This window comes from Bradyrhizobium sp. CCBAU 11434, assembly GCF_028128895.1.
Lineage (GTDB): Bacteria > Pseudomonadota > Alphaproteobacteria > Rhizobiales > Xanthobacteraceae > Bradyrhizobium > Bradyrhizobium zhengyangense.
In genome coordinates this window covers 47,732-60,555 of sequence record NZ_LBJX01000099.1, presented here as the reverse complement: position 1 = coordinate 60,555, position 12,824 = coordinate 47,732, and the positions used below count along the sequence as shown (strand labels likewise).

The window sequence follows — 12,824 nt, the reverse complement described above, 5'->3', positions numbered from 1 at the left end:
TCTCCCTCGTCCCGATCACGCCGCCAGCGCGATGCCATCCTTGCGATGATCCGACGCGCCGAACATGACACCCCGAGACGTATCGACGTGCACGGCCTGGTAGCCTCCTAACGGTTCGTCGGCCCAGACGACGCGATGGCCGCGACCGATCAAATCGTCAGCTACGGCGCCGGGAATCGTAGGTTCGAGCGTCACTGCGCCATCGAATGCAAAGCTGCGCGGCGCATCCGAGGACTGTTGAATGTCCATCCCGCGGTCGAGCATGCCACTCAGGATCTGCAAATGCCCCGTCGCCTGATATTGTCCGCCCATCACACCAAAAGCCATGACCGGCCTGTCATGCTTGGCGAGCAAACCCGGAATGATCGTGTGGAATGGACGCTTTCCTGGCGCAATGACGTTGGGATGCCTGTCAATGAGCGAGAACCCCGAACCCCGATTCTGCAGCAACACGCCCGAGCGAGGAGCGTAGATGCCGCTTCCGAAGGCGAAGAACAGCGAATTGATGAGAGACACCATGTTGCCGTCGCGATCCGCGACCGCAACGTAGGCGGTATCACGATGAACAGGCATGTCGAAGTCTGTCGGTGCGCTCGCACGCTCGCGGCTGATGCGAGAGCGCAAAGTCGCGACTGATCTCTCGGAGAGCAGTGCATCGATATCGAATGGGCGGAACGAGGGATCCGCGAGGAGCGCGTCGCGCTGCCGGTAAGCGGCCTTGGTCGCCTCGGCAAGCAGATGGATGCGGTCCGCCTCGCCGAGCGTGGTGTCGGTCATGTCGTAGCCGGCCAGGATTCGCGCGATCAACAGCGCTGCCACGCCCTGCCCGTTCGGCGGGCATTGCCAGATTTGATGATCACGGTAGTCGGCGCTGATCGGCGTCACGTAGTCCGACCGCGCGGTCGCTAGATCGTCGGCCTCCATCAGGCCGCCGAGCGCCTTCAAGATCGAGACGATTTCATCGGCGACGGCACCTTCGTAAAACGCGGCTCGGCCCTCACGTGCGATCCGACGCAGCGTGGCGCCGAGCGCCGGATGGCTGAGCTTGCCGCCGACGACGGGCGCAGTGCCGCCGGGAAGATATACGGGAGCCCCAGTCTGATGCCGTTCGATGCGATTGGCATAGCGTGCCCAGTCGAGGGCAGCGCGCGGCGTGACTACGAAGCCGCTCTCAGCCGCTTTGATCGCTGGTGCAAAAACCTCGTCCAGACCCTTCGATCCATGATCGGCAGAGAGCCGGCACCAGGCATCGACCGCCCCCGGAATCGTAACAGCATGTGGCGAGTCATCCGGGATCGACATCAATCCCAGCTGCCGGAACCAGCCTGGCTCTGCCTTCGCCGGCGCTCGACCCGAGCCATTGATGGCGACCGGTTTGCCCGAGGCAGGAGCATAAATCGCAAAGCAGTCGCCACCGATGCCGGTCATGTGCGGATCAATAACGCCTTGAAGAGCGATTGCGGCAATCGCGGCATCGACGGCGTTGCCGCCGCTGCGCAGGATGTCGACCGCAGCTAACGTGACGGCGGGATGGGAGGCAGCGACCATGCCCCGATCGCCGACCGCCAAGGAGCGGCCTGGCACCATGAAATCGCGCTGTCCCCAGCTCATGCCCTTCTCCGATCGTTGATGTGAGGCCGCTGGACTTTCATGCCGCAACATCTGTCGCCATGGCGGGAAGGGCCAGCGGACCCGCGTCCCTACCGATGCCGAACAGAGAGCGATGCACGAGGTCTATCGCGCTGCCGACCGCGCCGATCAGCGTGGCGCGATTGCCGAGCGCGCTGAGCTCGATGCGAACCGGCTGTCGCATACATCGCCCGAGATACTCTTCGATCCGCAGCTTCAGCTCGGGCCGTACACCGATGCTGCCACCCATGATGATGATCTCTGAATCGAGGATGCAGTGCACGGCCAGAATCGCACTCGCGAGAATCCGGCTGACTTCGTCGATTGCAACACGTGCCGCCTCATCGCTATCGAGCCTATCGAAGACATCACGCACCGTACCGCCCGGAACGCCACCAAGTCCGAGATAGCGCTCGACAATGCCAACGCTGCCGACTGCGGTTTCCAGGGTACCCAAGCGAAGACCGCGCGTATCGTAGGGATCGCCTCCGAGCGGCAAGTAGGCGATTTCGCCGGCTGCGCCACGCGCGCCGCGCACAAGATAACCGTCCGAAAAGATGCCCATGCCGATACCGGTGCCGACAGCGATAAAGGCGAAGCTACGGGCCTTGCGGCTGTTGCCGCGCCAATGCTCGCCGATCGCAGCAAGATTGACGTCGTTCTCGATCGCGACGTCGATCCCGAGTCGCTCGCGCAGTGCGGCCCGCACATCCAGGCTGTCCAATCCGGGAATATTCGGCGCGATGACGATGCTGCCCGACGCCGGATCGATGATACCAGGACTTCCCATCACTCCGCCGCGCAAACGTTGTGCCGGTACAGACGCTTGCTGAAGCAAAGACTCCTGCATGCGTCCGATCTGCGCAACCACGGCAGCACCACCGTCGCCGGACGTCGGTTCGATGCTCTCGGCAACGATCTCTCCCTGCAGGTCGGCAAGCGCGACGTGCAGTTTCGTGCCACCCAAATCGACCCCGAGCACGAAAGCGGCGTCCGGTCGCAACGCGTAGGTGACTGCACTCCTGCCCACGCTGCCCTGGACTTGTCCGTCCTCGCGGACCCAGCCGTCACGTTCGAGGTCGCGCATGACTTCGGAAATCGTCTGCTTGGACAGACCCGTGCTGCGAGCGAGCTCCGCGCGCGAGACCGCTCGATCTCGCAACAGCCGCTCGACGACGAGGCGCACGGATTGCTGCCGCGCAATGGGCAACGAGGGGGCGTCGGACATACAGGCCGAATCCAATTTGTCAGGACAGCGAACTAATGCTGACTCATGGCCGCCGTCAAGAGCCACAACTCGGGATTTTTCTCCTAGATATAGGTATTATATTACGTATATTTTCTACGCCACAAGTCGATTTGTTCTAGACATTTACAAACTCGACCGAGCGTGCTTGTCTTGCCCTTCGGCAGTGGAGCCTCGGCAGAGAAGCCCTGGGATGAAAGGAATTCGCATGAAGCGGATCGGCACAGCGTTGGCGGCCATTCTGATGATCGGATCCGGCCTCGTGTCGGCCGGTGCAGCGACATTGCGGGTCGGTATTCAGGACGATCCCGATGCGCTCGATCCCGCACTCAGCGGCACCTATTCCGGCCGATTCGTGTTTGCCGCGCTGTGCGACAAGCTCGTCGATATTTCCCCCGACCTCAAGATCGTGCCTCAGCTGGCAGAGGCCTGGGATTGGGCTGCGGATGGCAAGTCGGTCACCTTCACTCTGCGCAAGAACGTCACGTTCCACGACGGCACCGCGTTTGATGCTGCGGCGGTCAAGTTCAACATCGAACGCATGAAGACGATGCCGGATTCGAAGCGCAAGGCCGAACTCGCGCCGATCGTCAGCGTCGAAGCCCTCGCAGCGGACAAGGTCAAGTTCAACCTCTCTGAACCGTTCGTGCCGTTGCTTGCCAATCTCAGCGATCGTGCCGGCATGATGGTATCGCCGAAGGCCGCTACGGAGAGAGCGGGCGAATTTGCAGCTGCACCGGTTTGTGCCGGCCCGTATCAATTTGTCGAGCGCAAGTCGCGCGACCTCATTCGCCTCAAGAAATATCCTGGCTACTGGAACGCCGGGGCCGTCGGCTACGACGAGGTCGTCTATTACTACGTACCCGACTCGACCGTACGCTTGTCGCGGGTACGAGCGGGCGATCTCGAGCTCGCGGAACGCGTAGCGCCAACCGATCTCAAGACCGTGCGCGACGATCCCAACCTCACACTCCATGCCGGCCAGGGACTCGCAGTCTCACATCTGATGTTCAATGTCGGCGCAGGCGCGAAGGCCGACACGCCACTCGGCAAGAACCCGACGCTTCGACAGGCCTTTGAGCTCGCGATCGATCGCAATGTGATCAATCGCGTTGCCTTCAACGGCGAGTTCCTGGCGGACAATCAGATGATTCCGCCGTCGTCTCCGTTCTACGATTCTGCTCACAAGGCGCCGGCTCGCGACGTTGCCAAAGCCAAGGCCTTGATCGCAGCAGCCGGAATGACCCGCGTTCCGGTCGAGATCTCATACGAGAATGCGGCTGGCGACTCACGTGTCGCACAGATCATGCAGTCGATGGCGGCCGAGGCCGGCTTCGACGTGAAACTATTGCCTATGGAAACGACCACCGCGATCGAGCGCTACCTGAACGGCAATTTCGAAGCCTACATCGGCAACTGGAGCGGCCGTCCCGACCCGGACCCGACGCTGGTCGCCTTCTTCAGCTGCAGCGGCTCGCAGAACGTCAACAAATACTGCAACAAGGATCTCGATGCGATCCTGACCCAAGCGAGGGGCGAGGCCGATGACGCCAAGCGCAAGGCGCTCTACGCGAAAGCGACCGATATTTACTTAACGGCACTCTCGTCGATCCCGCTCTATCATCCCAACTGGTTCTTTGCTGCCCGCAAATCGGTCGGCGGCATCGTCATGGTGCCTGATGGGCTCCTACGCCTTGTGGGCGTCAAGCCAACGAACTGACGCACGACACTTTCTCCAGATGACGACTCGTCTGTTCCAATGAAGACCCTGCTTCTGCGCCGTCTTGCCGTCCTGCTGCCGACCCTGTTGCTGGTGTCGATGATGGTGTTCGGTCTGCAGAAGCTACTGCCTGGGGATCCGGCGCTGGCGCTCGCCGGGGAGGAGCGCAATCCCGAGGTCATCGAATTTCTTCGGCAGAAATATCGCTTCAATGAGCCGATTCCGGTGCAATACGGCATCTGGCTAAAGGCCTTGGTGCATGGCGATTTCGGCACCTCGGTTCGCACGCGACTGCCGATCGGCACCATGCTCGTAGAAAAGCTGCCGGTGACGATCGAACTTGCGGTCTTGTCGATGCTGGTCGCGCTGCTCGTCGGGTTGCCGATCGGAATCATCGCGGCACTGGGGCGTGGGACACCACTCGACTATGGTGCCAGTCTTTTTGGCCTCGCCGGACTTTCCATTCCGCATTTCTGGCTAGGGATCATGTTGATCCTTCTCTTCTCGGTAAACCTCGGTTGGCTACCAGCCGGAGGCTTCGTGCCACCAACCGAAAGTGTCGGCCGGAATCTGATTTCGATGCTTATGCCTGCTTTGGTCCTGGGGACCGGCACAGCTGCGATCATGATGCGCCATGTTCGCGGCGCGATGATCGAGGCTATGAAGCAGGACTATGTCCGTACCGCCCGCGCGAAGGGCGTCCGCGAACATACCATCGTGCTGCGCCATGCTCTGCCGAATGCGCTGATCCCGGTGGTCACGCTGGGCACGTTGCAATTTGGCGAGCTACTGGCGGGCGCGGTCTTGACTGAGCAGGTCTTTTCGATTCCCGGCTTCGGCAAGATGGTTGTCGATGGCGTGTTCAGCCGCGATTATGCCGTGGTTCAGGCGGTCGTGCTTTGCACGGCGGCGGTATTTCTGCTGATGAGCCTCGTTGCCGACGTCGCCTATGTGCTCCTCAATCCGAGGCTGAGGTCATGAGCACGATTGAGGCCGCACCGGTCCCTGCCCAGATGCGAGCAGCCGGGCGCTCTGAAATTCGTCGCTTGCTACGCGAGCCGTCAGCTCTGATCGGTGGCGCGATCATCTTGTTCTTCGTCATCTTAGCAGTATTCGCAGCATGGATTGCGCCCTACGATCCGAATGCACCGGACTGGATAGCGATCCGCGCCGCTCCCAACGCCGCGCATTGGTTCGGCACGGATGATCTCGGCCGCGACGTGCTGTCCCGCGTCATCTTCGGAACACAGGCATCGCTTGCAGCCGGCCTGGTTTCTGTGACCGTTGCGGTGCTGATCGGGCTGCCGTTCGGTCTGGTAGCCGGCTATTTCGGCGGCGTTACCGACATGGTGATCTCGCGCGTTGCGGATGCGCTTCTCGCCTGCCCATTTCTCGTCCTGGCAATTGCACTGGCAGCATTCCTGGGTCCCAGCCTCCAGAATGCAATGATCGCAATCGGCATTTCCGCGATTCCGGTATTCGTACGAGTTGCGCGTGCCGAGACGCTGGTTGTCTGTACCGAGGACTACATTGCGGCAGCGCGCGCTCAAGGGCTCGGTCATGTTGCTATCCTGACCGGCCAAGTCCTACCGAACGTGCTTGCACCGACCATCGTCCAAGCGACTCTCACCATGGCGATTGCAGTTCTCGCCGAGGCGAGCCTCGCCTTTCTTGGTCTTGGTCAATTGCCTCCGGCTCCCTCCTGGGGCGCTATGCTCGATGTGGCTCGGCAATTTCTCGGCGAGGCGCCGTGGATGGCGCTATTCCCAGGTCTCGCAATCATCGCTCTCGTCATCGGCTTCAACCTAATCGGCGACGGCCTCAATAGTGCGCTGAATCCCAGGCACTAGACCCGAATGGATATGCAGGCGAGTTCCAGAACCACTCCTCTCAGGATGAAGCCGCCGTCATTTGTGAAATGAGCGATCCTGAACGCCTTGTTGTGGCGATAGCCGACCTATCCTACTCCGCGGTCAGCCTGTTGGGGCACCACCCGGGTAGAAGGGCGGGATCAACCGCGAACGGTTGCTTCATCTCCGGCGCGGCGATTTATCGGCGTCGATACTCTTGAGTATATCGCCCGCTCTATCCCGGAACGGGCGCTTCTGCGTCCAGCAAGCGCGCCGCTTTGAGGTCGCCCCAGAGTGCGGTTGGCACTGAGGCGGTCAGCGCAGCTACATTACGCTCGACCTCCTGTGCATCATGCGCCCCAAGCACCACGCTAGCAACAGCCGGATGACCAAGGGCGAAGTGCAGTGCGGCCGTCGGCAACGGTACTCCATGAGCTGTGCAGATACGCTGGATTTCGACGACCTTCGAAAGGATGTGCGGCGGCGCATCCTGATAATTGTACTTGGCGCCCTTGGTGGCGCCCGTCGCCAGAATCCCCGAATTGAACACACCACCAAGGAGCACCGCGATGCCCTGCTTCAGTGCCAGTGGCATGAACTCCTCGAGTGCCGGCTGCTCCAGCAGGGAATAGCGTCCGGCGAGTAGCATCACCTCGAAGGAGCCGGCCCGCGCAAAACGCACGCACATGTCCGCCTCATTGACGCCGATCCCGATGCCCGCGACCACGCCTTCGGAACGAAGCTTGTCGAGCGCTACATAGGCTCCGGACATCGCCTCCCGAAAGCGGTCTTCGATCGCGTTTTGGCCGTGGGTCCACACATCGACATCATGGATCAGCAACAGGTCGATACGGTCGGTGCCAAGCCGCAACAGCGATTGCTCGACCGAGCGCATGGTGCCGTCGTAGGAATAGTCGACAACGGCCCGGTGCGGCTGTCCACCGACGAACCCGGACCGGGTCTCGGGCTGGTGAAAAGGATCCATCCAGCGACCGGTCTTTGTGCAAAGCACCACATCCTTGCGTGGCACGCGCCGGATCGCCGTTCCGCAGCGATGTTCCGACAGGCCATTGCCATAGTGGGGCGATGTATCAAGCAAATTGATGCCGAGCTCGAAGGCGCGGCTTACGGCAGCAATCGCAGTCTGGTCGTCGAGCTCAAGAAAGAGATCGCCCAGTGGCGCGGTTCCGAAGCCGAGACTGGTAACTTCAAGCCCGGTCCGGCCAAGTTTGCGACGCGGCAACGCTGATTGCGAAACCATGGTGGATTCCTCTCCCCTTCTCCGCGCCTCGCTCGCGCGCTGGTCTCATTGGCAACGACGCGCAGGGTATGAATCTGCCGTCACATGTCAACGCGAAGAATGGGCGGCCCTCGCAAGGGATTGTGCAACGGCGAAGCTGGCCATGGCTGGCCTTTCGTGGTCGCATCCAAGCGAGTAACGAAAAAAATGACACTCAGGGGAAAGTGTGAACGCTGTGCGAGGCTGACCGACCCCCGCTTGCTAAAGGTGACTTCGCCGTCATGATGACTGTAGAAAACGTCGCTATCGCCTGCAGCTGCTCGCTCAGCAGCTCCAAAGCGCGATCGGGTATCGCACTGCGATGGCGGCTGGCGAACGTGCCACTTGCTTGACACGTTCTGGAGCGCCAGTCTCTAATCTGCCTCAAGGTCCTGCGGTTGGACAGGCAATACTTTGCTACCCAACAAGAACAGGATCGACGGCCCACTCGGCGACTGTCGGGTCATGGGTGCGGAAGCCAAGATAATTTCCTGGGAGGGAACAATGGACAGACGCCAGACGCTCAAGCTGATCGGTGGCACGGCCGCGTTGGCCAGTGCCGGTTTTCCGGGCTTTGCCTTTGGGCAAGCCCAGAAGGAAATGGTCACGGTCGTGAAGATCGCGGGAATTCCGTGGTTCAACGCACTTGAAAAGGGAATCCAGAAGGGTGCGAAGGATTTCAGCATCAATGCCACTATGGTTGGACCGGCGAACGTCGATCCGGCGCAGCAAGTAAAACTCCTGGAAGATCTGATTGCCAAAAAGGTCAACGTGATCGGCTTGGTGCCGCTTGATGTAAAAGTCTGCGAGCCCGTACTGAAGCGCGCCCAGGCAGCCGGAATCAAGGTCATCACGCATGAGGGTCCGGAACAGGAAGGCCGCGACTGGAATGTGGAATTGATCGACTCCGTTCGCTTCGGCGAGGTGCAGATGGAACGTCTCGCCAAGGACATGGGCGGCGAAGGCGACTATGTCGTCTATGTTGGGACTCTCACGACACCGCTCCACAACAAATGGGCCGACGCCGCGATTGCCTACCAGCAGAAGAATTTTCCGAAAATGAAGCTTGTCGCCGACCGCTTCCCGGGCGCCGATGAGATCGACACCAGCCAACGTACGACCCTCGATGTGATCAAGGCCTATCCGAATCTGCGTGGTATTCTCGGCTTCGGTTCGAACGGACCAATTGGGGCCGGCAATGCCGTGCGTCAGCAACGCCTTGGCAAGAAAATCGCCGTGGTCGGCACCGTTCTGCCGAGCCAAGCGAAGTCTCTTATCGCTGATGATACGATCCGCGAGGGCTTTCTGTGGAATCCGACCGATGCAGGTTACGCCATGGTCGCGGTGGCCAAACTCGTGCTCGATGGCAAGCCGATCACGGATGGCGTCGATGTACCCGGCCTTGGCAAGGCCGCGGTCGATGTTGCCGCAAAGCAGATCAAAGTCGACAAGATCATGCGCATCAACAAGGAAACGATCGATGGGCTGATCGCCGGGGGGCTCTAGGCCGAGACCGGTTTAGCCACCTCAAGGCACTGCATTCCCGGCTGTTCCGGTCGGGAATGCAGTATCACCAGAGCGATCGCGAGATCCATTGCAGGCGAAACTTTGACGACTTTCCTGGAGATGTCTGGCATATCGAAGCGCTTCGGTGGCGTGCACGCGCTCCGCGACGTCGATCTCACTCTGGAAGTCGGCGAGGTGCATTGCCTGGTCGGTGAAAACGGCTCCGGCAAGTCCACCCTGATCAAGATCATCTCGGGCGTAGAAGCAGCGGAGCCCGGCGGCCGGATCACAATTTCCGGCAAGGAATATCCCAGACTGAACCCGGTCTACTCCACGCAATGCGGCATTCAGGTCATCTACCAGGACCTATCGCTATTCCCCAACCTCACCGTCGCTGAGAATATCGCGATGGCGCACCATCTTGGCGGCCTTCATTCGGTGAACTGGGCTTCAATGCGCGCCACCGCGAAGGCCACCATGGCAAGGGTGGGCGTCGAGTTTGACCCAGACGCGAAAGTCTCAGAACTCAGCATTGCCGGACGCCAGCTCGTGGCGATCTGCCGGGCCTTGGCAGCGGATGCCAAACTCCTGATCATGGATGAGCCGACGGCATCGTTGACCCGCCACGAGGTGAACGCCCTGATCGCGCTCGTGAGCGAGCTGAAGCGCGCTGGCATCTGCGTCGTCTTCGTCAGCCACCGCCTCGACGAGGTACTTGAAATCGCAGAGCGCGTAACGGTTCTGCGGGATGGCGCCAAAGTTGGTACTTTTGCTGCAGACACAATTGACGGGCGCAAACTTAGCCACCTGATGACCGGCAAGTCCTTTGAGTATCAGGTACAGGCGCCTGAGCTTGCCGCTGGTCCGGTCGTGCTGGAAGTAAAGGACCTGGGCCGCCAGGGTGAGTATGAGGACGTAAGCTTGCAGTTGCGCGCAGGGGAAGTGGTCGGTCTCACCGGTCTGCTCGGCTCGGGTCGAACCGAACTCGCGTTATCGCTGTTCGGCATGAAGCCGCCCGATCGCGGCACCATTTTGCTTGACGGGCAACCGATCGAGCTCCGAACGAACGCAGAGGCGATCCATCGAGGGATCGCCTATGTATCCGAAGACAGGCTTACGCTTGGTCTCATCCTAAATCAGTCCGTCACCGCAAACATCACGCTCACGGTGCTGGAACATCTGGTTGGCGCATTGGGGCTGATTGCCGCACGCGCGCGACAGAGCCATGTAGCACGCTGGGTTGCTGAACTCGGGATCAAGGTCTCCAACCCGGCCAACGCGGTGAAGACCCTTTCCGGGGGCAATCAGCAGCGGGTCGTGCTCGCCAAATGGATGGCGACCGGCCCGCGGGTACTTATTCTCGATAGTCCCACGGTAGGCGTCGACATCAGCGCCAAAGACGGAATTTATGAAATCATCCGACGGTTGGCCCGCGACGGGGTCGCGGTGCTGATGATATCAGACGAAATTCCCGAGGTCCTTTATCACAGTCATCGCGTGCTGGTGATGCGCGAAGGGCGCTTGACAACCGACGTGGCTGCTGCAGCCACTTCCGAAGATGCACTGCGGCAGGCCGTCAATGCCTGAAGTGCGCGTTGCATCATTCGACAGGTTTCGTCGCAGCCATGAGTTCTGGCTGTTGATGGTTATCCTCGGACTCTGCGCCAGCCTGGGCTTCGCGAATGCGCAATTCCTGACCATGCAGAATCTGTTTGATCTGCTGACCTCCTACGCCTTCGTCGGCATTTTGGCGCTCGGACTACTGGTCGTGCTGATCGCTGGGGGAATCGACATCTCATTCACCGCGACGGCGTCGGTCGCACAATATGTTACACTCTCGCTTGCCAATGCTTACGGAGCGAACTGGATCAGCGTCTTCGCCATCGCGATTGGGATTGGCGGTGCGCTGGGCGCCCTCAACGCGATCTTCATCCAGAAGCTTCGGATACCATCGATCATTGTTTCGGTCGCAACGCTGAACATTTTCTATGGGCTTCTGATCTTCTTCACCGGCGGCAAATACATCTATTCGTTACCCGACTGGTTTGCGACCGGAATATTCTGGTTCGAATTCGAATGGGGCAAGGATAGCTCATACGGTGTCAACCTGCAGATCCTCGCACTCGCGCTGGCATTTCTCGTCACTTGGCTCCTGCTTAACCGAACCAATATCGGCCGGCAAATCTATGCCATGGGAGGCAATGCAGATGCCGCGCAGCGACTTGGCTTCCACGTTTTCGGCCTCAACATACTGGTCTATTGCTACATGGGCGTCATGGCGGGAATCGCTTCGCTGATCCAGGCACAACTCGCCCAGTCCGTTGCCCCGACAGTGCTGGTCGGCAAGGAACTGGACGTGGTCGCGGCCGTCGTGCTCGGCGGCGCCAGCTTGATGGGCGGCGTCGGCACGGTTTTCGGCACGTTTTTGGGCCTGACGCTGCTCGCGGTGCTCCAAAATGGAATTGTTCTGCTGGGTGTCTCGTCCTACTGGTCGCCGTTCTTCGTCGGTTTAGTAATTCTCATTTCGGTGTCGGCGACTGCCTGGTCGCAGCGAGAGCGGCGAACCCGGAGCGCGCGCCAATGAGCAACGCGCCCGGGCTCTCACTTCGCCGGCGTATGGTCGGCTTCGCCGGTAGCGGCACGGTCGCCACCCTCACCCTGCTGTTGTTCGCGCTCTGGGTGGTGTTCGCGATCACGATCGGCGACCGTTTCTTCTCGGTCAACACGCTACAATCTATGGCCTTCCAGATGCCAGAGCTCGGCATCCTTTCACTTGCGATGATGCTGGCGCTGCTATCCGGCGGACTCAATCTTTCCATCATCGCGACCGCCAATCTGTCCGGACTGACCATCGCTTTCCTGCTGACGCATTACATCCCGGGGAGTCAGGGCCTTGCCTGGGTCGGCATTCAGGTGCTGGCAATCGCGGCAGGATTTGCCGTCGCCGCGTTGGTCGGCCTTGTCAACGGATTTGTCATCGCCTACCTCGGCGTTTCGCCGATCCTGGCAACCCTCGGCACCATGACACTCTGCAAGGGGCTTGCGATCGGCCTGACACGCGGCAACGTCATCTCCGGATTTCCTGAGCCCATTGTTTTCATCGGCAATGGAACGGTTTTCGGGGTACCTTTTGCGCTGATCGTGCTAGCGCTCTGCGCCTTGCCCGTCGCGCTCATGCTAAATGCAACGCCCTTCGGAGCGAGGGTTTACATGATCGGCTCTAACGAGAAGGCAACCCGCTACTCCGGCGTCGATACCCGCGCCGTCCTGCTCAAGCTCTATGTTCTCTCGAGTCTGCTCGCCGGTGTGGCAGCGGTAGTCATGCTGGCCCGCTTCAATTCGGCCAACGCGGCCTACGGCGAAAGCTACTTGCTGGTCACCATTCTCGCGGCCGTCCTCGGCGGCATCGATCCGTTTGGCGGCTTCGGCAAAGTCGGCGGGCTATTGCTTGCGCTGATCATCCTTCAGGTGATCTCCTCGGCATTCAACCTTCTGAACCTCAGCCAATTCCTCACGCTGGCGATCTGGGGTGGAATCTTGATTGCCGTCGCGGCGGTTCCTCATTTCGCCGGCAAAGCGCCACGGTAGCCAGCG

General features: G+C 60.4%; 10 protein-coding genes. 7 read left to right on the top strand and 3 right to left on the bottom strand.

Annotated features, from left to right (window positions below):
* Window positions 1-15 precede the first annotated feature (15 nt).
* Together ggt and XI06_RS31115 are read right to left on the bottom strand one after the other, a co-directional pair.
* A complete protein-coding gene (gene ggt / locus XI06_RS31120; protein WP_271607144.1) occupies window positions 16-1,611 on the bottom strand; it encodes a gamma-glutamyltransferase in 1,596 nt (531 codons plus the stop codon).
* A 37-nt stretch (window positions 1,612-1,648) separates the two neighbouring features.
* A complete protein-coding gene (locus tag XI06_RS31115) occupies window positions 1,649-2,815 on the bottom strand; it encodes an ROK family protein (RefSeq protein WP_237866402.1) in 1,167 nt (388 codons plus the stop codon).
* Between the two features lie 16 nt (window positions 2,816-2,831).
* Between XI06_RS31115 and XI06_RS31110 the strand changes: the two genes are divergently transcribed.
* From XI06_RS31110 to XI06_RS31100, 3 genes are read left to right on the top strand one after another with little or no spacing between them, the layout of a single operon-like run.
* Complete coding sequence (locus tag XI06_RS31110) at window positions 2,832-4,595, top strand: ABC transporter substrate-binding protein (RefSeq protein ID WP_237871078.1); 1,764 nt, start codon at window positions 2,832-2,834, stop codon at window positions 4,593-4,595.
* A gap of 39 nt (window positions 4,596-4,634) precedes the next feature.
* Entirely contained in the window at window positions 4,635-5,576 is a 942-nt protein-coding gene (locus XI06_RS31105; RefSeq protein WP_237866400.1) for an ABC transporter permease, read from the top strand.
* On the top strand, window positions 5,573-6,445 hold the full coding sequence (locus XI06_RS31100) for an ABC transporter permease (protein WP_377802940.1): 873 nt from the start codon (window positions 5,573-5,575) through the stop codon (window positions 6,443-6,445). The genes XI06_RS31105 and XI06_RS31100 overlap by 4 nt, the downstream gene beginning before the upstream one ends.
* Before the next feature lie 235 nt (window positions 6,446-6,680).
* Here the strand turns inward: XI06_RS31100 and XI06_RS31095 are convergent, their stop codons facing one another.
* On the bottom strand, window positions 6,681-7,706 hold the full coding sequence (locus tag XI06_RS31095; protein WP_237866399.1) for an aldo/keto reductase: 1,026 nt from the start codon (window positions 7,704-7,706) through the stop codon (window positions 6,681-6,683).
* A gap of 522 nt (window positions 7,707-8,228) precedes the next feature.
* Between XI06_RS31095 and XI06_RS31090 the strand changes: the two genes are divergently transcribed.
* From XI06_RS31090 to XI06_RS31075, 4 genes are all read left to right on the top strand, one after another.
* A complete protein-coding gene (locus tag XI06_RS31090) occupies window positions 8,229-9,230 on the top strand; it encodes an autoinducer 2 ABC transporter substrate-binding protein (RefSeq protein ID WP_237866398.1) in 1,002 nt (333 codons plus the stop codon).
* A 102-nt stretch (window positions 9,231-9,332) separates the two neighbouring features.
* Complete coding sequence (locus tag XI06_RS31085; protein WP_237866397.1) at window positions 9,333-10,817, top strand: sugar ABC transporter ATP-binding protein; 1,485 nt, start codon at window positions 9,333-9,335, stop codon at window positions 10,815-10,817.
* Window positions 10,810-11,814, top strand: coding sequence for an ABC transporter permease (locus XI06_RS31080; protein ID WP_237866396.1), 1,005 nt, complete (start codon window positions 10,810-10,812; stop codon window positions 11,812-11,814). Before XI06_RS31085 ends, XI06_RS31080 begins: the two co-directional genes overlap by 8 nt.
* The gene (locus XI06_RS31075) at window positions 11,811-12,818 is read left to right on the top strand and encodes an ABC transporter permease (protein WP_237866395.1); all 1,008 of its coding nucleotides are present in this window, start codon (window positions 11,811-11,813) and stop codon (window positions 12,816-12,818) included. The genes XI06_RS31080 and XI06_RS31075 overlap by 4 nt, the downstream gene beginning before the upstream one ends.
* Window positions 12,819-12,824 lie beyond the last annotated feature (6 nt).